Genomic DNA, 21,241 nt, shown 5'->3' on the forward strand with positions numbered 1-21,241 from the left:
GAAACAAGACACCCTGCTAATGCCCGGGCGATAAGCGCGCCATCATACATCACCGAAAACGGCACGCCAACGACTGGAGGCCCGCAGGCGACCAGTCGCTCTCTTTTTAATCAATTTGACGTGTCAGCGAGGTAGCGGCGGATAGCGCGCAGCACCGCGTCCGGTTTTTCGGCATGTACCCAGTGTCCGGCCCCGGCAATGACATGCGCACGCGCCTGGGGGAATTGCGCCAGCAGCGCATCGCGATACGCTTCGGTCACGTACGGGGAGTTGCCGCCGGTAATAAACAGCGTCGGATGCGGCCACGCCGGTACCGGCTGCCAGCCGACGATCTGGTCATATTGATCCCAGAGCACCGGCACGTTAAAGCGCCACTCGCCGTCGACGAAGGATTTTAGCAGAAACTGCACCACGCCTTCTTCATCCAGATGTTCGCGCATGACCGCCGCGGCCTGCTGGCGGGTACTGACGCCAGCGTCCGTGACGGCGTTGATAGCGGCGAAGATCTCATCATGGCGGCGCACGTCGTAATCCACCGGCGCCACGTCGATCACCACCAGGCCCGCAATGCGCTCCGGCGCAAGCGCCGTCAGCGCCATCACCGTTTTGCCACCCATGGAGTGACCAATCAGGATCGCCTTTTCAATATTATGCTCATTCAGAGTATCCAGCAGATCCTGGGCCATATCGGCGTAGGTCATTTGCGGCGAGCGCGGCGACAGGCCGTGGTTGCGCATGTCCACCTGCAGCAGCGCGTGATCCTGCACCAGATCCCGTGCCAGTACGCCAAGATTATCCAGACTACCAAACAGACCATGCACCAGGACGATGGGAGAATTATTGTGCGGCGATTGTGCAGATTGCGCTCGGGTATTCAATTTCATGGCAAAGTTCTTTTTTTACGTATGTCAGGTTAGGGTATCATGTTGACCATTCTGCCGCCCGGCTGCAAGGAAACAGTTAATTCTGACTTTTGCCGCCATTCTGGCTTGACGCTATCCGCTGTTGGGTTTTGACCTTATACTCCCAACGACTTGTATTCAGATAAGATATCGCACTGGATTAAGATGAAAACAATCGAAGTTGATGACGAACTCTATCAGTATATCGCCAGCCAGACGCGGCATATCGGTGAGAGCGCGTCCGACATTTTACGGCGCATGCTCAAAATGGCCGCCGCCTCGCAGTCTGCCGCTCCGGCCCTCAAAGAGACGCGCCAGCCCGTTGCCGTCGCCCAGGAAAAGCCGCTGACGCAGGTAAAAGACAAAGTGCGTGCGATGCGCGAACTGCTGCTTTCTGACGAATACGCTGAGCAGAAGAAAGCAGTTAACCGCTTTATGCTAGTGCTGACTACACTCTATTCACTGGATAACAACGCGTTTGCCGATGCGACGGAGTCACTGCATGGTCGCACGCGTGTCTACTTCGCGGGTGACGAGCAAACGCTGTTACAGAATGGCAATCAAACTAAACCCAAGCACCTCCCTGGTACACCGTACTGGGTGATCACCAATACCAATACCGGACGTAAACGCAGCATGATCGAACACATCATGCAGTCGATGCAGTTCCCGGTGGAATTGATTGATAAGGTTTGCGGTACTATCTAACCCTTGCATCAGAAGGACCAGGCAATGGCAAATCACAATCGTGCGGGTCAACCTGCACAACAGAGCGATTTGATTAACGTCGCCCAGCTTACCGCACAGTATTACGTGCTGAAGCCGGAAGTGGGCAACGCAGAACACGCAGTTAAGTTTGGTACATCCGGGCACCGCGGCAGTGCGGTACGCCATAGCTTTAACGAGCCGCATATTCTGGCCATTGCTCAGGCCATCGCGGAAGAGCGTGCCAAAAACGGCGTCACCGGTCCGTGTTACGTGGGTAAGGATACACACGCTCTGTCAGAGCCAGCGTTTATCTCCGTACTGGAAGTGCTGGCGGCCAACGGCGTGGATGTCATCATTCAGGAAAACAACGGCTATACGCCGACCCCTGCCGTTTCTAACGCCATCCTGGTGCATAACCAGAAGGGCGGCGCGCAGGCTGACGGCATTGTGATCACGCCGTCCCACAACCCGCCGGAAGATGGCGGTATCAAATACAACCCACCCAACGGCGGCCCGGCTGACACCAACGTCACCAAAGTGGTGGAAGATCGCGCCAACGCGCTGCTGGCCGATGGCCTGAAAGGCGTGAAGCGCATCTCTCTGGACGAGGCGATGGCCTCCGGCCACGTGAAAGAGCAGGATCTGGTGCAGCCCTTCGTGGAAGGACTGGCAGATATCGTCGACATGGCGGCGATCCAGAAAGCGGGTCTGAAGCTGGGCGTCGACCCGCTGGGCGGTTCCGGTATTGAGTACTGGAAGCGTATTGCGGAGTACTACAAGCTGGATCTGACCATCGTTAACGATCATGTCGATCAGACCTTCCGCTTTATGCACCTCGACAAAGACGGCGCAATCCGTATGGACTGCTCATCCGAGTGTGCGATGGCTGGCCTGCTGGCGCTGCGCGACAAGTTCGACCTCGCATTTGCCAACGACCCGGATTACGACCGTCACGGTATCGTCACCCCTGCGGGCCTGATGAATCCAAACCACTATCTGGCGGTGGCGATCAACTACCTGTTCCAGCATCGTCCACAGTGGGGTGCAGAGGTTGCCGTGGGTAAAACTCTCGTCTCCTCCGCAATGATCGACCGTGTGGTTAACGACCTGGACCGTAAGCTGGTGGAAGTACCGGTGGGCTTTAAGTGGTTTGTTGACGGACTGTTCGACGGCAGCTTCGGCTTTGGCGGCGAAGAGAGCGCGGGCGCTTCCTTCCTGCGCTTCGACGGTACGCCGTGGTCTACCGACAAAGACGGTATCATCATGTGCCTGCTGGCGGCGGAGATCACTGCTGTCACCGGTAAGAACCCGCAGGAGCACTACGATGAGCTGGCCGCCCGTTTCGGTGCGCCGAGCTACAACCGTCTGCAGGCCTCAGCCACCTCCGCTCAGAAAGCGGCGCTCTCTAAGCTCTCACCTGACATGGTCAGTGCCAGCACCCTGGCAGGCGACCCGATCACCGCCCGTCTGACGGCGGCCCCGGGCAACGGTGCCTCAATCGGTGGTCTGAAGGTGATGACCGAGAACGGCTGGTTCGCGGCGCGTCCATCCGGTACGGAAGATGCGTACAAGATTTACTGCGAAAGCTTCCTCGGTGCGGAACACCGCCAGCAGATTGAGAAAGAAGCGGTAGAGATTGTCAGCGAAGTGCTGAAAAACGCATAACTGCGGTTTGTGCGCCGGGCGGCACTGCGTTTGCCCGGCCTACAACGGCTTCGATCTTATAGGCCCGGTAGGCGCTAGCGCCACCGGGCTTTTTTATGCTCAAAGCATAAAGCGGTAGCCAATCCCTGTTTCGGTTAACAGGTGCTGTGGGCGTGCGGGATCCGCTTCGAGTTTCTGGCGAAGGTGCCCCATATAGATGCGCAGGTAGTGACTATGCTCCACCGCATTCGGTCCCCAGACCTGACTTAACAGCTGGCGCTGGGTGAGCACTTTACCGTGATTGTTGAGCAACACCGCCAGCAGGCGAAACTCGATGGGGGTCAGGTGGATTTCAGCCTCACCGCGCTGAATACGCCGCGAGGCCAGATCGACACGAATATCTGAAAAGGTATACACCGGGTCGACGGGGGCGATGGTCGCGTGGCGGCGAAGGGCGACGCGCAGACGCGCCTGCAGTTCGCCAATACCAAACGGCTTGCTGAGATAATCATCGGCACCGGCATCGAGTGCGGCAATTTTGTCGGTCTCCTCCAGACGCGCCGAGAGAACAATGATCGGCATCTGGCTCCACTGGCGCACTTCGCGGATAAAGTCGAGGCCGTCGCCGTCCGGCAGGCCCAAATCGAGGATTACCAGGTCCGGCTTGCGGGTGGCGGCTTCTATCAGGCCTCGTTGCAGCGTCCCGGCATCGTGTACGCGCAGCCCTTCACCTTCCAGCGCGGCACGCAGAAAACGACTGATGGCGAGTTCATCTTCAACAATCAGGACGTTAATCACAAATCCTCTGGAAGTTCATTCAGCTCGGGTGGGGCATCAAGCGGCAGTGTAACACAAAACCCGGCCCCGCCTTCGGGGCGATTATGGGCGGTAATGGTGCCGCCGTGCACCTCAACAATCGCCTGGCAGATCGCCAGCCCCAGCCCGACGCCGGGAATGGCGGACTCCTTATTCCCGCGGGCAAACTTATCAAAGATAGCCTCCTCCTGACCCGCCGGAATGCCCGGGCCGGAGTCCCACACCTCCATCTGCAGCTGCTCGGGGGTGACGCTGGCGTCAATGCCGATTTGCGCTTTGCTGCCCGCATATTTCGCGGCATTCTCCAGCAGATTAATCAGCACCCGCTCGAACAGCGGGCCGTCAACGTGGATCAACGCCAGGGGATCGGACATCGCGAGCGCGATATGCCGACCACCCAGCCCCAGCTCCAGCGTTTTTAAGGCGCTGCCGATCACCTCTTCCAGCGTCAGCCACTCTTTTTTCAGGTTAAAGCCGCCGGACTGGATCCGCGCCATATCCAGCAGGTTGTTCACCAGCCGGGTGGTGTTCAGCACGTGCTGGCGGATCTCGCTGGCCTGGATAGCGTGGCGGGAGTCTTCTGCCGCCAGGTCGAGGGTCAGGATCTCCGACTGGCCGAACAGCACCGTCAGCGGCGTGCGCAGATCGTGGGAGAGGGCGGCCAGCAGCGAGTTACGAATGCTCTCCCGCTCGCTGGCTAGTCGCGCCTGTTCTTCGCTGGCGGTGAGCGCCAGCCGCTCCAGCGCGCTCGCCACCAGCAGGGTAAAGGTCTCCAGCAGCCGCTGCTGCTCGGGGATCATCAGCTGGCGCAGGTTAGCCGGCTCGACAATCACCACCCCCTGACGCTGCAACGGCAGGATCTGATAGGGCACACCCGGGAGCGTGTCGGTGCCCGCTCCCGCAGGCTGGCCTTTATCAAAGCTCCAGCGGACAATGGCCTCATCCCACGGGGTCATCCCCGAGACCGGGGTGAGCGGACACAGTTTGCCTTCGCGATCCGGGAGCAGGATCAGGCTGCGGGCGTTAAAAGTGGAGTGGATAAACTGCTGGCTGGTCTGGACGATATCCTGCGCCGTACGGCCCACCGCCAGCGCCTTCGACATCTCATACAGATGGCGGGTGCGCTGCTCGCGGTAACGGGCGATCCGCGCCTGATAGCGCACCCCCGCCGTCAGGTTACCGATAAGCAAACCTACTGCCAGCATCACGGCGAAGGTGAGGACGTACTGCACGTCCGACACCGCCAGGGTGCCGCGCGGGGCGATAAAAAAGAGATCGAAGCTGATGACGTTGATCACCGTCGCCAGCACCGAAGGCCAGCGGCCATAAAACAGGGATACGAGCACCACCCCCAGCAGGTAGATCATCACCAGGTTGGCGGCATCGAAGCCGGGTAACCATTGGCTGGCGACAAAGGTGATCAGCGCGCAGAGCAGCACCGCCACCAGACAGCCGCGCAGCTGGATCCGCCATTTGTCGCTGAATGCCCGGTTGTCCGGGGTTCTGGCGGGCAGGGCGGCCGGTTTGTCGTCCAGCGCGACGATCAGCAGATCGAGGTCGGGGGCGCGCTGTGCCAGCTTGTCGGCAAAGCTCTCCCGGCTGAACCCGCGGCGACGGGAACGTCGGCCGATAACAATTTTGCCGAGGTTATGCTCCCGGGCGTAGCGCAGGATGGCTTTCTCTTCCGCCTGCTCGGCCAGGGTGGCGGTTTCGGCCCCCAGTTCCTGCGCCAGACGCAGGGCACCAAGAATGGCGCGGCGCTGGTTCTCCGGCAGACGGTGCAGCTGCGGCGTCTCCACGTAGACGGCGTGCCAGACGCTGCCGAACTTCGCGGCCAGACGCGCGGCGGTGCGCACCAGCTTCTCGTTGCCGCTGCCGTGACCGATGCAGAGCAGGATTGCATCGCGGGTATGCCACACTTTCTCCTCGCCCTGACGGTCGCGCCAGGCCCGCATCTGATCGTCCACCCGGTCGGCGGTGCGGCGCAGAGCCAGCTCGCGCAGGGCGATCAAATTGCCTTTACGGAAGAAGTGCTCAATTGCCCGCTCTGCCTGCCCGGCGATATAGACTTTGCCCTCATGAAGACGCTGGCGCAGATCGTCCGGGGGAAGATCCACCAGCACCACCTCGTCCGCCGCGTCGAAGAAGGGATCCGGGACGGTCTCCCGCACCTGAATACCGGTCACGCCGCTGACCACGTCGTTGAGGCTCTCCAGATGCTGGACGTTGACGGTAGTGAAAACATCAATTCCGGCGTCCAGCAGCTCCTCGACATCCTGCCAGCGTTTGGGATGGCGCGAGCCTGGGGCATTGGTGTGCGCCAGCTCGTCCATCAGGATCAGCGCCGGACGGCGGGCGAGGGCAGCGTCGAGATCGAATTCCGTTACCAGACGCCCGCGATGATGAATGCGCCGGGGCGGCTGGGTTGCCAGCCCGGCCAGCAACGCCGCGGTCTCCTGACGACCGTGGGTCTCCACCACGCCGATCAGAATATCAAGCCCCTGGGCGCGCAGACGCTGGGCTTCACTGAGCATGGCGAAGGTCTTGCCGACGCCCGCGCAGGCGCCGAAGAAAATTTTCAGCTTACCGCGATGGGGAGTGGCAGCCTGCTCCAGCAGTTTGTCCGGGTCCGGGCGCAGAGGCTCGTCAATCATTTACTCTTTCCTTAGCGCGTCCAGCGCCAGATTCAATTCAACAATATTGACCACTGGATTGCCCATCGCGCTGAATAATGGCTTTTGCGTATGGGCGGCCACCAACTGGCTGAGCTGTTCGGTGCTGAGCTGACGCGCCAGCGCCACCCGTGGGATCTGCCAGGCGACGGCCTGCGGCGTCAGGCTGTAGTCCAGCCCGCTGCCTGAGGCGGTCACCAGTTCAACCGGCACTGCCGGGCTCGCCTGCGGGTTGGCTGCACGCAGAGCCGCCACGCGGGCGCGAACGGCGTCATCCAGCTCAGGATTGCTGCCCGCCAGATTGCTGCCGCCCGAGGCCATGGGATTATACGGGCTCTCAGCCGTAGCGGAAGGACGCCCGTGAAAGTAACCCGCCGCGGTAAAGTTCTGTCCAATCAGCCGGGAACCGCGGATCTCCCCCTGCTGGTAGATAAGCGATCCGTTCGCCTGGTCGGTAAACCACCACTGACCCAGCGCGGTGGTCACCAGCGGGTAGACGCCGCCGGTCATCAGGGCCAGCAGAATAAACAACAGTATAGCGGGACGTAACATAGCCATTTGATTTTCCTCTTAAACCAGCCCGAACAGGGTTAGCACCAGGTCGATGGCTTTAATGCCGATAAAGGGCACTACCAGCCCACCCAGACCATAAACCCACAGATTGCGACGCAGCATGGCAGCGGCGGTGAGCGGCTTGTAGCTCACCCCTTTCAGCGCCAGCGGGATGAGAAAGATAATGATCAGCGCGTTGAAGATCACCGCACTCAGGATGGCCGAGGCGGGGGAGTGCAGTTGCATCACGTTCAGGGCGTTGAGCTGCGGATAAGTTGCCGCAAACGCCGCCGGAATAATGGCGAAATATTTCGCCACGTCGTTGGCGATACTGAAGGTAGTCAGCGAGCCCCGGGTCATCAGCATCTGTTTACCGATATGCACCACTTCAATCAGCTTGGTCGGGTTGGAGTCGAGGTCGACCATATTACCCGCCTCTTTTGCCGCCTGGGTGCCGGAGTTCATTGCCACTGCGACATCTGCCTGGGCGAGGGCCGGGGCGTCGTTGGTGCCGTCACCGGTCATGGCTACCAGCCGTCCTTCTCCCTGGTACTGGCGGATCAGCGCCAGTTTGGCCTCCGGCGTCGCTTCGGAGAGAAAATCATCCACCCCCGCTTCGGCGGCAATGGCGGCAGCGGTCAGACGGTTATCCCCGGTGATCATCACCGTTTTGATGCCCATTTTGCGCAGCTGGGCAAAACGCTCCTTGATGCCGCCTTTAACGATGTCCTTCAGGGCGATCACCCCCAGTACGGTCGCCCCTTCCGCCACCACCAGCGGCGTGGCCCCCTGACGTGCGACGTTCTCCACCAGGGTATCGACCTGCGGCGGGAACTGGCCATTGTTGGCGGCGATATGGCGGCGAATGGCGTCCACCGAGCCCTTGCGTATCAGCCGGTCCTGAATGTTAATCCCGCTCATCCGCGTTTGCGCCGTAAAGGGCACAAAGGTGGCGTGCAGGCTCTGCACGTCGCGCTGGCGCAGGTTGAAGCGCTGTTTGGCGAGGATCACGATGCTTCGGCCTTCCGGGGTTTCATCCGCCAGCGAGGCGAGCTGGGCGGCATCGGCCAGCGTTTGTTCGTCCACGCCCGGGGCGGGCAGAAATTCGGAGGCCTGACGGTTGCCCAGGGTGATGGTGCCGGTTTTATCCAGCAGCAGCACGTCGACGTCGCCAGCCGCCTCGACCGCCCGACCGCTGGTGGCGATGACGTTGGCCGCCAGCATCCGGCTCATGCCCGCCACGCCGATGGCCGACAGCAGGCCGCCGATAGTGGTCGGGATCAGGCAGACCAGCAGGGCCACCAGCACGGTGACGCTCACTGCCGTCCCGCCATAGGACGAGAAGGGCCACAGGGTGGCGGTCGCCAGCAGGAAGACGATAGTCAGCGCCACCAGCAGAATGGTCAGGGCGATTTCGTTTGGGGTTTTACGCCGCTGGGCGCCTTCCACCATGGCGATCATCCGATCAAGGAAGGTTTCGCCCGGATTGACGCTGCACTGGATCACCAGCCAGTCGGAAAGAATGCGCGTTCCGCCAGTGACCGAGGCAAAATCGCCCCCGGACTCACGGATCACTGGCGCGGACTCCCCGGTGATGGCGCTCTCATCCACCGAGGCGCCCCCTTCGATCACCTCCCCGTCGCAGGGGATAATGTCTCCGGCCTCCACCAGGACGATGTCGCCTTTGCGCAGCGTATCCGCAGGCACTGTTTCGCTGGCCGCACCATATTTCGCTTCGCGCAGCTTGCGGGCGAATGCGGTTTTCTGCACCCCTTTGAGGCTGTTGGCCTGCGCTTTGCTGCGTCCTTCCGCCAGCGCTTCGGCGACGTTGGCAAACAGCACGGTGAACCACAGCCACAGGCTGATCGCCGCGGTAAAGGTGGCGCTGCCTGACAGCCATCCGCCCGCCATCGTAAGGGCAAGCAGGATGGTCAGTAGGCTCCCCAGCCAGACGATAAACATCACCGGATTGCGCCACTGCACGCGCGGATCTAATTTTTTTATCGCATCCATCAGCGCCTGGCGAACCAGAGCAGGTTCAAGCAGGGCCAGTTGCTTACGACTCATGAAGAATACTCCGTAAAATCAGCGTAAAGAGAGGTGTTCCGCAACCGGGCCTAATGCGAGGGCGGGAATAAAGGTGAGGGCGCCGACCAGCAGGACAGTGCCGATCAGCAGGCCGACAAATAGCGCGCCGTGGGTAGGCAGCGTGCCGCCAGAAACAGGCTGGCGGGTCTTGTTCACCAGCGATCCGGCGATGGCCATGACCGGAATAATCACCCCAAAGCGGCCGACCAACATGCAGAACGCCAGCAGGCAGTTCCAGAACGGCGAGTTGGCGCTCAGGCCCGCAAAGGCGCTGCCGTTGTTGTTGGCCGCCGACGACACCGCGTACAGCACCTCGCTGAAGCCGTGGATACCGGGGTTAAAGATGCCGCTGCGCCCGGCGTCGGTCATCAGCGCCAGCGCGGTGCCGAGCAGCACCAGCGCCGGGGTGACGAGGATCGCCAGCGCGGTCAGTTTCATCTCACGCACGTCGATTTTCTTACCCAGATATTCCGGGGTGCGGCCAATCATCAGCCCGGCGATAAAGACCGCCAGCAGCACAAACAGCAGCATGCCGTACAGGCCCGACCCGACACCGCCAAACACCACTTCACCAATCTGCATCAGCCACATCGGGATCATGCCGCCCAGCGCGGTGAAGGAGTCATGCATGGCGTTGACCGCTCCGCAGGAGGCGGCGGTAGTGATCACCGCATACAGGCTGCTGGCGAGAATGCCAAAGCGGCTCTCTTTACCTTCCATGTTGCTGTTGCTGTCCGCGCCGAGCAGCATAAAGTGGCTGTTACCCTGCCACTCCGCCCACATCACCAGCGCCGCGCAGACCACAAAGATGGCGGACATGGTCCACAGGATCGTATGCCCCTGGCGCCGCTCGCTGACCGACTCGCCAAAGGCAAAGCACAGTGCGGTGGGGATCAGGAAGATCGCCAGCATCTGCACGGCGTTGGTCAGCGCGGTCGGATTCTCAAACGGATGGGCAGAGTTGGCATTAAAGAAACCCCCTCCGTTGGTGCCCAGTATTTTGATCGCTTCCTGGGAGGCGACCGGCCCCATCGGCAGCAGTTGCCTGGCCCCCTCCAGCGAGGTGAAGGGCTGATAAGGCAGCAGGTTCTGCAATACGCCCTGCTGCATAAACAGCAGGGCGATAACCAGCGATAGCGGCAGCAACACCCACAGGGTGATGCGGGTCAGATCGACCCAGGCGTTGCCAAGCGTAGTGACATTCTGGCGGGAGAAGGCGCGGGTCAGGGCGAAGATCACCGCAATGCCGCTGGCTGCCGAGAGGAAGTTTTGCACCGTCAGCCCCGCCATCTGGCTGAAATAGCTCAGGGTGGTTTCACCGGCATAGGACTGCCAGTTGGTGTTGCTGACAAAGCTCACTGCGGTGTTCAGCGCCAGATGCCAGGAGAGCCCCGGGAGCTGCTGCGGATTGAGCGGCAGAGCGCCCTGAAGCATCAGCATGGCGAAAAGTACAACCAGGCCCACGCCATTCAACAGCAGAATAGCAAACAGGTAGTGACGCCAGTCCATCTCATCGGCGCGGATCCCGAGCAGGCGCAGTATCCCTGCGTCAATGGCCTGCACCCCGGGCAGCGGCAGGCCGTTAATCATGCGTGCCAGCCACATCCCCAGTGGCCGGGCGAGTATGAACAGCACCAGCAGAAAGCTGGCGATAAGCAGAAATCCCTGAGCGGCCATCAGAATGCCTCCGCGTTAAGCAGGGCATAAATCAGATACCCCAGTAACAGAAACACCAGCGCGATGCCCACAATTACACCTGCACTCACAATTCACCTCCGGGTGACATTAGTCATGGTGCAAACGGTAAATTTTCCGGCGCAAAGATTTCGCAAAAATCAGACGGGGAGGTGTAAAAAAAGTATAAAAATGGCTAAGACCATAATTTAACTAATGGTTAGTATTAATTTAACTTTTATGTAACTAAATTACGGGATGAAGTGTAAAGATCCTTTTTTGAGGGCAAAAAAGTGGTCGGATGAGTAGTAAAATTACAGCCAAAGCGTTACTATTTTCAGCAGATAATCAGTTTTACTTTTCCGGAGCAGGTTTCCGGCCAGAAAGAGGGGAGAAAATGATGGAATTTTACAAAGCGTATCCGGCACATATCGTTTTTATTCGCCGCACTTTCGCTGTGTTAGCGGGTGTTCTGGCGTTACCAGTTATGCTTTTCTGGAAAGATCGTGCACGTTTTTATAGCTATCTGCATCGCGTATGGGCGAAGACCAGCGATAAGCCGGTGTGGATGGATCAGGCTGAAAAAGCCATTTGTGATTTTTATTAAGAAAGACTACACACAGCAATTGCAGTAACAAAAAAACCGCCACAGCAATGTGGCGGTTTTTTTTATCCCCAGGGATTCGCGGTCCGTTGGGCGGCCTTTTTTATTTCAGTATGGCTACACTTGTTAAAGCAAAGTATCCTCGGTGACTTGTAGATGTTACAGACGATAATACTGGAGTGTTATGGCCACCCATCTGGTCTGGTTTCGCGCCGATCTGCGCATCCACGATAACCTTGCGCTTGCCGCCGCCTGCCGCGATAAACATGCCCGCGTGCTGGCGCTTTTCATCGCCACGCCGCAGCAGTGGCATGAGCACGCCATGGCGCCTCGCCAGGCCGCCTTTCTGCATGCTCATCTCAACGATCTGCAACAGCAGCTGGCCGACAGAGGTATTCCGCTGCTCTATGCTCAGGTGGCTGATTTTGCCGCCCAGGGCGAAAAAGTGGCGCAGCTTTGCGCAGAGCATGAGGTCACCCATCTCTTTTATAACTACCAGTACGAACTGAACGAGCAGCAGCGCGATCGTCAGCTGGAGCGCGCGTTGCAGAACGTGACCTGCCAGGGTTTTGATGACAGCGTGATCCTGCCGCCGGGTAGCGTCATGACCGGCGATCATAAGATGTACAAGGTCTTTACGCCGTTTAAAAATGCCTGGTTGCGGCGGCTGAAAGAGGGGCTGCCTGAGTGCGCGGCGGCACCTGCCGCCCGCGAGGGCGAAAAGGTGACCCCGTCGGCGCTGGATTTCGATTATCCGCAACAACCATTCGATACCGACCTCTTTCCGTCGAGCGAGAGAGAGGCGATTGCCCGTCTGCGTCAGTTCTGCCAACAGGGGGCAGGGGAGTATGAGGCGCAGCGCGATTTTCCGGCTATCGAAGGCACCAGCCGTCTCTCCGCCTGCCTGGCGCTGGGGGTGCTTTCTCCTCGCCAGTGCCTGCACCGCTTGCTGGCCGAGCAACCCCAGGCGCTGGAGGGGGGGCCGGGGGCGGTATGGCTCAACGAGCTTATCTGGCGGGAGTTTTATCGTCATCTGATGACGTATCACCCTGATTTATGTAAATATCGGCCATTCATCCGCTGGACTGATAACGTCGAATGGCAGTCTGACGATGTGCAGCTGAAAGCCTGGCAAGAGGGGCAAACCGGCTATCCGATTGTCGATGCAGCCATGCGTCAGCTGAATGAAACCGGCTGGATGCACAACCGCCTGCGGATGATCACCGCCAGCTTTCTGGTAAAGGATCTGCTTATCGACTGGCGTGCCGGGGAACGTTACTTTATTTCACAGCTGATCGATGGCGACCTGGCCGCCAATAACGGCGGCTGGCAGTGGGCGGCATCAACCGGAACCGACGCCGCCCCCTATTTTCGTATTTTTAACCCGACAACCCAGGGACAGAAGTTTGATTCCGACGGCGTGTTTATCCGCCGCTGGCTGCCGGAGCTGGCCACCGTGCCGGACAAGGCCATCCACGATCCCTGGATCTGGGCGGACAAGCAGGGCGTCACCCTCGCGTATCCCCGCCCGGTTGTCGACCATAAACAGGCGCGCGTTGCCACGCTGGCCGCGTATGAAGCCGCCCGTAAAGCATAAGGGAGTCATAATGAAAAACAGTGAACTGGAACGACTGATTAACGACAAACTGAACAGCGCCAGCTTCAGCGACTACGCACCGAATGGCCTGCAGGTGGAAGGGCGCGAAACTATTCAGAAGATTGTTACCGGCGTGACGGCAAGCCAGGCGCTGCTGGATGAAGCGGTACGCCAGAAGGCCGATGCCGTTATCGTTCACCACGGCTATTTCTGGAAGGGGGAATCTCCGGTTATCCGCGGCATGAAGCGCAACCGCCTGAAGACCTTGCTGGAAAACGACATCAACCTCTATGGCTGGCACCTGCCGCTGGATGCGCACCCGGAGCTGGGGAACAACGCCCAACTGGCGGCGCTGCTCGGTATTAACATCATGGGCGAAATCGAGCCGCTGGTGCCGTGGGGGGAACTCTCCATGCCGGTGCCGGGGCTGGAGCTGGCCTCGTGGATCGAAGCGCGGCTGGGACGTCGGCCACTGTGGAGCGGCGATACCGGGCCGGATGAGGTAAAACGCGTCGCCTGGTGTACCGGCGGCGGACAGAGCTTTATTGATAACGCGGCGCGTTTTGGCGTCGATGCATTTATCACCGGTGAAGTCTCTGAGCAAACCATTCACTCCGCCCGCGAGCAGGGGCTGCATTTTTATGCGGCAGGTCACCATGCCACGGAACGCGGCGGCATTCGCGCGCTCAGCGAATGGCTGACAGAAAACACCGACCTGGATGTCACCTTTGTCGATATTCCTAATCCAGCCTGATGAGAGGTATCTAAGTGCAGCGAGCACGTTGTTATCTGCTAGGCGAAACCGCCGTGGTACTGGAACTGGAGCCGCCAGTGACCCTGGCGACGCAAAAACGGATCTGGCGCTTGACCCAGCGACTGGGTGAAATCCCTGAAGTGGTGGAAGCCATTCCGGGGATGAATAACATCACCGTGGTGCTGCGCAATCCCCACTCGGTGGCGCTGGATGCCATCGAACGTCTGCAGCGCTGGTGGGAAGAGAGCGAGGCGCTGGAACCCGACTCCCGCGCTATCGAGATCCCCGTGGTGTACGGTACCGCCGCGGGCCCCGATCTGGGCGAGGTGGCGCGGCACGCGGGGCTGACCGAGAAACAGGTCGTGGAACTCCATTCCTCCGCGGATTATGTGGTCTGGTTTTTGGGCTTTCAGCCGGGCTTTCCTTACCTGGGCGGGCTGCCTGAGCAGTTGGCTACGCCGCGTCGCGCCGAACCCCGGTTGCAGGTGCCGGCAGGCTCGGTGGGGATTGGCGGGTCGCAGACCGGTATTTATCCCTTAGCCACACCCGGAGGCTGGCAGCTGATTGGGCACACCTCTCTGCCGCTGTTCGATCCCGCTCGTGACGAGCCGGTGCTGCTGCGACCGGGCGATACCGTGCGGTTTATCCCGCAGAAGGAGGGGGTATGTTAAAAATTATTCGGGCAGGGCTCTATACCTCGGTGCAGGACGGCGGGCGCATCGGTTTTCGCCAGTCAGGGATCAGCTACTGCGGCGCGCTGGATAAACCGGCCTTGCAGATTGGCAATATACTTGTGGGCAATGACCCGGATGATGCCGCGCTGGAGATCACCCTGGGGCAATGTATCTTCGAATTTGAACAGGATGGCTGGTTTGCCCTGACCGGTGCGGGCTGTGATGCCCGGCTTGACGGGGCCGCGGTCTGGACCGGTTGGCGCCTGCCGGTGAAAGCCGGGCAGCAACTCACCCTTAATCGTCCGCGGCGCGGCATGCGCAGCTATCTGGCCATTGCGGGCGGAATTGATGTGCCGTCGATAATGAACTCCCTCAGCACTGATCTGAAGGTGGGGCTGGGCGGTCACGAAGGGCGGCTGCTGAAAGATGGCGATCGCCTGCAGGTTCGGGCCGGTGGACGCGAATTCCGTGAAGCCCAGGGCGTGAAACAGCTTCTTTGGAGTAACCGCGTGCGGGCCTTGCCGGGACCGGAATACCATGAGTTCGATCAGGCCTCCCAGGATGCGCTCTGGCGCCTGCCCTGGCAGCTCAGCCCACAGAGTAACCGTATGGGCTATCGCCTGCAGGGGCAAAAACTGGCGCGCACCACCGATCGGGAGATGCTGTCGCACGGGCTACTCCCGGGCGTGATTCAGGTGCCGCACAACGGGCAGCCTATCATTCTGATGAACGATGCCCAGACCACCGGGGGTTATCCGCGGATCGCCTGCATCATCGAGGCCGATATGTACCATCTGGCGCAGGCCCCGCTCGGACAACCTATTCACTTTGTCCCCTGTACGCTGGAAGAGGCGCTGGAGGCGCGGCGCATCCAGAAGCAGTACATCGAACAGCTGGCGTGGAGGTTACATGATCGCGGTTGATTTAAATGCAGATTTAGGTGAAGGGTGCGGCAGCGATGCCGCACTGTTAAAGCTGGTGTCGTCAGCCAATATCGCCTGCGGATTCCATGCCGGCGATGCCGAAACCATGCTGGCCTGCGTGCGCGAGGCGCTAAAAAATGGGGTGGCCATCGGGGCGCATCCGAGCTTCCCGGACCGGGAAAACTTTGGCCGCACGGCCATGACCCTGCCGCCGGAGACGGTCTACGCCCAGATGCTCTACCAAATTGGTGCTCTGGCGGCGATCGTTCGCGCTGAAGGCGGGCAGCTGCGTCACGTAAAACCGCACGGCATGCTCTATAACCAGGCGGCAAAAGATCGCGACCTGGCGGATGCGATCGCCCGCGCTGTTTCGACCGTTGACCCGGATCTGATCCTGGTCGGGCTGGCGGGGAGCGAGTTGATCCGCGCGGGAACGCGCTATGGCCTGATCACCCGGGAAGAGGTATTTGCCGATCGCGGATATCAGGCCGATGGCAGCCTGGTGCCGCGTACCCAGGCCGGGGCGCTGATTGCCGATGAAGATCAGGCCCTGGCGCAAACCCTGGAGATGATCCAGCACGGGCGGGTGAAGAGTATTACCGGTGAATGGGCAACCGTGCACGCGCAGACGGTGTGTATCCACGGTGACGGAGAACACGCGCTGGCCTTTGCCCGTCGCCTGCGCACAGAATTTGAAGAAAACAATATAAAAATCAGTGCATAACGCACACCTGCAAACACCACAACAGGAAAACATCATGCCAGAGACGCTATCCCTCTGGCCACTCATCGGTATCGCGGTGATTGTGGTCGGGTTTCTTTTACGCTTTAACCCGGTGCTGGTGGTCATTGTCGCCGGGATCGTCACCGGCCTGGCGGCGCAAATGCCCATCGCCACTATTCTGGAAAAACTGGGGGAAGGGTTCCTCAATACCCGTAACCTGCCTTATATCCTGCTGATCCCGCTGGCGGTTATTGGTCTGCTGGAGCGCCACGGCCTGAAAGAACGGGCCCAGGCGTGGATCGCGAAGATCCACAGCGCTACGGCCGGACGGCTTTTGATCGTCTATCTCTTCGTCCGTGAAACGTCGGCGGCGATGGGGCTGACCAGCCTTGGCGGACATCCGCAGATGGTGCGCCCGCTGCTGGCGCCGATGGCGGAAGGGGCGGCGGAGAAAAAGTATGGCGAGCTACCGGGGGCGGTGCGCTATCGTCTGCGGGCGATGTCGGCAGCCACCGATAACGTCGGGCTCTTCTTTGGCGAAGATATCTTTGTCGCCTTTGGTGCCATCATCTTTATGCATAACTTTATGCTGGAATCCGGCGGGATCCAGACCGAACCGCTGCATATTGCCCTCTGGGGGATCCCGACCGCGCTCTGCGCCTTTGCGATCCACGCAACCCGCCTCTACCGCCTGGATAAGCATCTGGAGCGCGAGCTGGCCAAAGTTCAGGGGGAGGTAAAATGAACTTCCAGCAAAGCTATCTCTACTGGCTGGCAGGCCTGATCCTGCTCATCGTGGCGCTGATGTCGTTTCGTGATAAAGCCAACCCGCGACGTATTACCACCGGTCTGTTCTGGGGCATTTACGGCCTGCTGTTCCTGCTGGGGAACTGGACCTACGATCTGGTGGGCGACAAGCGCACCGTCCATATCGCGGTGGGTGTGGCAGTTGTGCTGCTGGCGCTGATTGCTGGTTTCGGCGGGGTGCGGCTGGGGAGTTACCATCAGCGCACGCCAGAAGAGCGTGAGAGCAGCGCGAAACGTCTGGGCAATCGCCTCTTTTTACCGGCGCTGGCCATTCCGGTGGTGACGGTGGTGGGCGTGCTGATGTTCAACCACATCCCGGGCCTGCAGGAGACGCTGTTCGGGCCGGGTAACCACTCGACCCTGGTGACGCTCTTCTCCATGACCGTCGGCTCGCTGATTGGCCTGGCGATGGCGGTTAAAATGACCCATGAGAAAGTGCATCAGCCTTTGCAGGAGGCGCGCCGTCTGCTCGACTCCATCGGCTGGGCCTTTATTCTGCCGCAGATCCTGGCGACCCTTGGCCTGCTGTTTACCGCCGCCGGCGTGGGGGAGGGGATCTCTTACCTCACCCAGACGTACCTGGCAGTCGACAGCCGGTTTATTGCGGTAGCGGTCTATGCCGTGGGCATGGCGTTGCTGACCATGGTAATGGGTAACGCCTTCGCCGCCTTCCCGATTGTTACCGCCGGGATCGGTATTCCCATTCTGGTGCTGCAACACGGCGGCAACCCGGCGGTGATGGCGGCGATTGGCATGTTCTCCGGCTACTGTGGCACCCTGATGACGCCGATGGCGGCCAACTTTAATATTGTGCCCGCCGCGCTGCTGGAGTTACCCGATAAAAACGCGGTCATTAAAGCGCAGGTCCCCACCGGGGTATTGCTGCTGATCGCTAACGTCTTCCTGCTCTACTTCCTGATGTTCCTGTAAGGAGAAATGATGCGAACCGTATTAATCACCGGCTTTGAGCCGTTTGGCGGCGAAACCGTTAACCCCTCATGGGAGGTGGTAAAGCAGCTTGATGGCGCAATTATTGACGACTGCCGCGTGGTGGCGCGGCAGTTGCCCTGCGTGTTTGGCGAGTCGTTATCGGTGCTGAACGCGGCCATTGACGCGCTACAGCCCTCCGTTGTACTGGCGGTAGGGCAGGCCGGGGGCCGGGTGGATGTCACCGTTGAGCGGGTGGCGATCAACGTTGATGATGCCCGTATCCCGGATAACCACGGACAACAGCCGGTGGATGTGGCCATCGTTGAGGGCGGCCCGGCGGCCTGGTTCAGCACGCTGCCCATTAAAGCGATAGTGGCGGCGCTGCGTGAATCAGGCATTCCTGCTTCGGTTTCGCAGACGGCGGGGACATTCGTCTGCAACCACGTGATGTATGGCGTGCTGCACAAGCTGGCCGACCGCCCGGAGGTGAAGGGCGGATTTATCCATATTCCTTACCTGCCCGAGCAGGCGGCGGCGCACCCTGGTGCCCCGAGCATGGCGACGCAAACCGTGAAGCAGGCGCTGGAGATCGCCATTACGGTGGCGCTGCGTCAGGAGGCGGATATTAAAGTGGTGGGCGGCGCGACGCACTAACAAGGAGTCATCATGCCAGAAGGACCAGAGATCCGCCGCGCGGCGGATAGCCTGGAGGCGGCGATAAAAGGCAAACCGCTCACCGACGTGTGGTTTGCTTTCCCTCAATTAAAACCGTTTGAATCCCGGCTTATCGGTGAGACGGTCACGCATCTGGAGACGCGCGGTAAAGCGCTGCTCACTCACTTTTCTAACCAGCTGACGCTCTACAGCCATAACCAGCTGTATGGCGTCTGGCGGGTGGTCGAGACCGGCCAGGAGCCGCAGACCACGCGGGTCCTGCGCGTTAAGTTACAGGCCGCGGATAAAACCATTCTGCTCTACAGCGCCTCGGATATTGAGATGCTGACGGCGGAGCAGCTCACCACCCATCCCTTCCTGCAACGGGTGGGGCCGGATGTGCTCGATTTACGCCTGACGGCAGAAGAGGTGAAAGCGCGGCTGTTGTCGGCAAAATTCCGCAACCGGCAGTTTTCCGGGCTGCTGCTGGACCAGGCGTTTCTGGCTGGTTTAGGCAACTATCTGCGGGTCGAAATTCTGTGGGAGGTGGGGCTGGCGCCGCAGCATAAAGCGTCACAGCTCACCGAAGAACAGCTCGACGCGCTGGCGCATGCGCTACTGGCGATCCCGCGTCTGTCGTACATCACCCGCGGGGTGGTGAATGACAAGAAGCATCACGGGGCGTTATTCCGCTTTAAGGTGTTTCATCGGGCGGGGAAAAAGTGCGAGCGGTGCGGCGGGGTGATTGAGAAAACGACGCTCTCTTCCAGACCGTTTTACTGCTGTCCTGCGTGCCAGATGTAAAAAAGCCGGGTGGCGCTAACGCTGACCCGGCCTGCTTAGGCCCGGCAAGCGTAACGCCGCCGGGCATCGCTTTTAGCGATTAGTCACGTCAGACTCGAAATTACGCTGCTCGTAGCCAGTATAGAGCTGACGAGGACGGGCAATTTTCATGCCTTCGGTGTGCATTTCGTTCCAGTGTGCAATCCAGCCCACGGTACGCGCCATCGCGAAGATAACGGTAAACATGGAAGATGGAATGCCCATCGCTTTCAGGATGATACCGGAGTAGAAATCGACGTTCGGGTAGAGTTTCTTCTCGATGAAGTACGGGTCGTTCAGCGCGATGTGTTCCAGCTCCATCGCCACCTGCAGCAGGTCATCTTTGGTGCCCAGCTCTTTCAGCACTTCGTGGCAGGTTTCACGCATCACGGTTGCGCGCGGGTCATAGTTTTTGTAAACACGGTGACCGAAGCCCATCAGACGGAAGGAGTCGTTCTTATCCTTCGCACGACGGACGAATTCAGGAATGTGCTCAACGGAGCTGATCTCTTCCAGCATCTTCAGTGCCGCTTCGTTCGCGCCGCCGTGTGCCGGTCCCCACAGGGAGGCAATACCTGCTGCGATACAGGCGAACGGGTTCGCGCCGGAGGAGCCAGCGGTACGTACGGTAGAGGTGGATGCGTTCTGCTCGTGGTCAGCGTGCAGGATCAGGATACGATCCATTGCGCGTTCCAGAACCGGGTTCACTTCGTACTCTTCACACGGCGTGGCGAACATCATACGCAGGAAGTTACCGGCGTAAGAGAGGTCGTTGCGTGGATAAACAAACGGCTGTCCGATGGAGTATTTGTAACACATCGCTGCCATGGTTGGCATTTTGGACAGCAGACGGAACGCGGCGATATCGCGGTGACGCTGGTTATTTACATCCAGGGAGTCATGGTAGAACGCAGCCAGCGCACCGGTGATCCCGCACATTACCGCCATTGGGTGTGAATCGCGACGGAAGGCGTGGAACAGACGGGTAATCTGCTCATGGATCATTGTGTGACGGGTGACGGTGGTTTTGAACTCATCGTACTGTTCCTGAGTCGGCTTTTCGCCGTTCAGCAGGATGTAGCACACTTCCAGATAGTTGGAGTCAGTCGCTAACTGGTCGATGGGGAAACCGCGGTGCAACAGGATACCTTCATCACCGTCGATGTAGGTGATTTTGGACTCGCAAGATGCGGTGGAGGTAAAACCAGGGTCAAAGGTAAACATACCTTTAGAACCAAGACTACGGATATCAATAACATCCTGACCGAGCGTGCCTTTTAGCACATCCAGTTCAATAGCAGCGTCACCATTTAGGGTGATTTTTGCCTTAGTATCAGCCATTTACGGTCTCCTTAGCGCCTTATTGCTTAAGACTGCCCATAACCGGATTTGCATTCAGCTGATTTATCATTGTTACCAGTTTGTTATTTGGCTCGCCGCTCAGCTCACGAGGAGAAACCAGGGTACAGAGCAATGGCGCTAGCAGGTAAACAAATGAGAAACCAGAGAAATAACAGCAAATCAGTGTTTGTTCAGTCCGAATTTTTCAAACCTGTATATCACTAATAACTGTCCTGATAACTTCGGTCAATACCATCACACTGTTACATAACTTATTCTCAGGTGAAAGAGAGACCTCATAACTTTTGCGCATTATATGCCTTTTCTGGTGATGTTTGTAACAATAATGTTTAAC

Annotated in this window: 20 protein-coding genes; 12 read left to right on the forward strand and 8 right to left on the reverse strand. The window is 59.3% G+C overall.

What is annotated here, in order from left to right; all coding sequences use genetic code 11:
* Nucleotides 1-110: 110 nt before the first annotated feature.
* Nucleotides 111-884, reverse strand: coding sequence for an esterase (gene ybfF, locus GNG26_RS06135; protein ID WP_156238081.1), 774 nt, complete (start codon nt 882-884; stop codon nt 111-113).
* 183 nt (nt 885-1,067) lie between these two features.
* Between ybfF and seqA the strand changes: the two genes are divergently transcribed.
* Together seqA and pgm are read left to right on the forward strand one after the other, a co-directional pair.
* The gene (gene seqA / locus GNG26_RS06140) at nt 1,068-1,610 is read left to right on the forward strand and encodes a replication initiation negative regulator SeqA (RefSeq protein ID WP_103823576.1); all 543 of its coding nucleotides are present in this window, start codon (nt 1,068-1,070) and stop codon (nt 1,608-1,610) included.
* A gap of 24 nt (nt 1,611-1,634) precedes the next feature.
* A complete protein-coding gene (gene pgm / locus GNG26_RS06145; protein ID WP_156238083.1) occupies nt 1,635-3,275 on the forward strand; it encodes a phosphoglucomutase (alpha-D-glucose-1,6-bisphosphate-dependent) in 1,641 nt (546 codons plus the stop codon).
* Between the two features lie 99 nt (nt 3,276-3,374).
* On the opposite strand, the gene kdpE is transcribed toward pgm, so the two are convergent.
* The 6 genes from kdpE to kdpF are packed head-to-tail and all read right to left on the reverse strand — an operon-like array spanning nt 3,375 to nt 11,148.
* The gene (kdpE, locus tag GNG26_RS06150; RefSeq protein ID WP_156238085.1) at nt 3,375-4,052 is read right to left on the reverse strand and encodes a two-component system response regulator KdpE; all 678 of its coding nucleotides are present in this window, start codon (nt 4,050-4,052) and stop codon (nt 3,375-3,377) included.
* Nucleotides 4,049-6,724, reverse strand: coding sequence for a two-component system sensor histidine kinase KdpD (gene kdpD / locus GNG26_RS06155; RefSeq protein WP_156238088.1), 2,676 nt, complete (start codon nt 6,722-6,724; stop codon nt 4,049-4,051). The genes kdpE and kdpD overlap by 4 nt, the downstream gene beginning before the upstream one ends.
* Entirely contained in the window at nt 6,725-7,300 is a 576-nt protein-coding gene (gene kdpC, locus GNG26_RS06160) for a potassium-transporting ATPase subunit KdpC (protein ID WP_156238091.1), read from the reverse strand.
* Between the two features lie 12 nt (nt 7,301-7,312).
* The gene (kdpB, locus tag GNG26_RS06165; protein WP_156238094.1) at nt 7,313-9,361 is read right to left on the reverse strand and encodes a potassium-transporting ATPase subunit KdpB; all 2,049 of its coding nucleotides are present in this window, start codon (nt 9,359-9,361) and stop codon (nt 7,313-7,315) included.
* Between the two features lie 18 nt (nt 9,362-9,379).
* Nucleotides 9,380-11,059 carry a potassium-transporting ATPase subunit KdpA gene (gene kdpA, locus GNG26_RS06170; RefSeq protein WP_156238097.1) on the reverse strand — a complete coding sequence of 560 codons (1,680 nt, stop codon included), beginning with the start codon at nt 11,057-11,059 and terminating at the stop codon, nt 9,380-9,382.
* A complete protein-coding gene (gene kdpF, locus GNG26_RS06175) occupies nt 11,059-11,148 on the reverse strand; it encodes a K(+)-transporting ATPase subunit F (RefSeq protein ID WP_103823569.1) in 90 nt (29 codons plus the stop codon). The genes kdpA and kdpF overlap by 1 nt, the downstream gene beginning before the upstream one ends.
* 308 nt (nt 11,149-11,456) lie before the next feature.
* On the opposite strand from kdpF, the gene GNG26_RS06180 reads away from it, so the two are divergent.
* The 10 genes from GNG26_RS06180 (at nt 11,457) to nei (ending at nt 19,527) form a co-directional block, all read left to right on the forward strand.
* The gene (locus GNG26_RS06180; protein WP_103181047.1) at nt 11,457-11,663 is read left to right on the forward strand and encodes a YbfA family protein; all 207 of its coding nucleotides are present in this window, start codon (nt 11,457-11,459) and stop codon (nt 11,661-11,663) included.
* A 181-nt stretch (nt 11,664-11,844) separates the two neighbouring features.
* Nucleotides 11,845-13,257: a deoxyribodipyrimidine photo-lyase gene (phrB, locus tag GNG26_RS06185; protein WP_156238100.1), complete on the forward strand. Its 1,413-nt coding sequence runs from the start codon at nt 11,845-11,847 to the stop codon at nt 13,255-13,257.
* 10 nt (nt 13,258-13,267) lie between these two features.
* Nucleotides 13,268-14,011, forward strand: a complete 744-nt coding sequence (locus GNG26_RS06190) for a type 2 GTP cyclohydrolase I (protein ID WP_156238103.1) — start codon at nt 13,268-13,270, stop codon at nt 14,009-14,011.
* Between the two features lie 14 nt (nt 14,012-14,025).
* Nucleotides 14,026-14,682, forward strand: coding sequence for a 5-oxoprolinase subunit PxpB (gene pxpB, locus GNG26_RS06195; protein ID WP_103823566.1), 657 nt, complete (start codon nt 14,026-14,028; stop codon nt 14,680-14,682).
* On the forward strand, nt 14,676-15,608 hold the full coding sequence (gene pxpC, locus GNG26_RS06200; RefSeq protein WP_114387650.1) for a 5-oxoprolinase subunit PxpC: 933 nt from the start codon (nt 14,676-14,678) through the stop codon (nt 15,606-15,608). The genes pxpB and pxpC overlap by 7 nt, the downstream gene beginning before the upstream one ends.
* Entirely contained in the window at nt 15,598-16,332 is a 735-nt protein-coding gene (gene pxpA, locus GNG26_RS06205; RefSeq protein WP_156240143.1) for a 5-oxoprolinase subunit PxpA, read from the forward strand. Before pxpC ends, pxpA begins: the two co-directional genes overlap by 11 nt.
* A gap of 34 nt (nt 16,333-16,366) precedes the next feature.
* The gene (locus GNG26_RS06210; protein WP_114315604.1) at nt 16,367-17,077 is read left to right on the forward strand and encodes a DUF969 domain-containing protein; all 711 of its coding nucleotides are present in this window, start codon (nt 16,367-16,369) and stop codon (nt 17,075-17,077) included.
* Nucleotides 17,074-18,069 (forward strand): DUF979 domain-containing protein, encoded by a 996-nt coding sequence (locus tag GNG26_RS06215; protein ID WP_114387649.1) that lies wholly within the window; start codon nt 17,074-17,076, stop codon nt 18,067-18,069. The genes GNG26_RS06210 and GNG26_RS06215 overlap by 4 nt, the downstream gene beginning before the upstream one ends.
* Before the next feature lie 9 nt (nt 18,070-18,078).
* Complete coding sequence (gene pcp, locus GNG26_RS06220) at nt 18,079-18,723, forward strand: pyroglutamyl-peptidase I (protein WP_156238106.1); 645 nt, start codon at nt 18,079-18,081, stop codon at nt 18,721-18,723.
* Between the two features lie 12 nt (nt 18,724-18,735).
* Nucleotides 18,736-19,527 (forward strand): endonuclease VIII, encoded by a 792-nt coding sequence (gene nei, locus GNG26_RS06225; RefSeq protein ID WP_156238109.1) that lies wholly within the window; start codon nt 18,736-18,738, stop codon nt 19,525-19,527.
* 72 nt (nt 19,528-19,599) lie between these two features.
* On the opposite strand, the gene GNG26_RS06230 is transcribed toward nei, so the two are convergent.
* The gene (locus tag GNG26_RS06230) at nt 19,600-20,886 is read right to left on the reverse strand and encodes a citrate synthase (protein WP_103823560.1); all 1,287 of its coding nucleotides are present in this window, start codon (nt 20,884-20,886) and stop codon (nt 19,600-19,602) included.
* Between the last annotated feature and the right edge of the window lie 355 nt (nt 20,887-21,241).

The sequence above is a fragment of the Leclercia sp. J807 genome (genome assembly GCF_009734465.1).
GTDB lineage: Bacteria > Pseudomonadota > Gammaproteobacteria > Enterobacterales > Enterobacteriaceae > Enterobacter.

Excerpts from the sequence above, each read along its gene's own strand:
- kdpD (WP_156238088.1), bottom strand. The coding sequence starts at position 6,724 with ATGATTGACGAGCCTCTGCGCCCGGACCCGGACAAACTGCTGGAGCAG.
- pxpC (WP_114387650.1), top strand. The coding sequence starts at position 14,676 with ATGTTAAAAATTATTCGGGCAGGGCTCTATACCTCGGTGCAGGACGGC.
- ybfF (WP_156238081.1), bottom strand. The coding sequence starts at position 884 with ATGAAATTGAATACCCGAGCGCAATCTGCACAATCGCCGCACAATAAT.
- GNG26_RS06180 (WP_103181047.1), top strand. The coding sequence starts at position 11,457 with ATGGAATTTTACAAAGCGTATCCGGCACATATCGTTTTTATTCGCCGC.
- phrB (WP_156238100.1), top strand. The coding sequence starts at position 11,845 with ATGGCCACCCATCTGGTCTGGTTTCGCGCCGATCTGCGCATCCACGAT.
- nei (WP_156238109.1), top strand. The coding sequence starts at position 18,736 with ATGCCAGAAGGACCAGAGATCCGCCGCGCGGCGGATAGCCTGGAGGCG.
- kdpC (WP_156238091.1), bottom strand. The coding sequence starts at position 7,300 with ATGGCTATGTTACGTCCCGCTATACTGTTGTTTATTCTGCTGGCCCTG.
- GNG26_RS06215 (WP_114387649.1), top strand. The coding sequence starts at position 17,074 with ATGAACTTCCAGCAAAGCTATCTCTACTGGCTGGCAGGCCTGATCCTG.
- seqA (WP_103823576.1), top strand. The coding sequence starts at position 1,068 with ATGAAAACAATCGAAGTTGATGACGAACTCTATCAGTATATCGCCAGC.
- pgm (WP_156238083.1), top strand. The coding sequence starts at position 1,635 with ATGGCAAATCACAATCGTGCGGGTCAACCTGCACAACAGAGCGATTTG.
- kdpA (WP_156238097.1), bottom strand. The coding sequence starts at position 11,059 with ATGGCCGCTCAGGGATTTCTGCTTATCGCCAGCTTTCTGCTGGTGCTG.
- GNG26_RS06210 (WP_114315604.1), top strand. The coding sequence starts at position 16,367 with ATGCCAGAGACGCTATCCCTCTGGCCACTCATCGGTATCGCGGTGATT.
- GNG26_RS06190 (WP_156238103.1), top strand. The coding sequence starts at position 13,268 with ATGAAAAACAGTGAACTGGAACGACTGATTAACGACAAACTGAACAGC.
- kdpB (WP_156238094.1), bottom strand. The coding sequence starts at position 9,361 with ATGAGTCGTAAGCAACTGGCCCTGCTTGAACCTGCTCTGGTTCGCCAG.
- pcp (WP_156238106.1), top strand. The coding sequence starts at position 18,079 with ATGCGAACCGTATTAATCACCGGCTTTGAGCCGTTTGGCGGCGAAACC.
- GNG26_RS06230 (WP_103823560.1), bottom strand. The coding sequence starts at position 20,886 with ATGGCTGATACTAAGGCAAAAATCACCCTAAATGGTGACGCTGCTATT.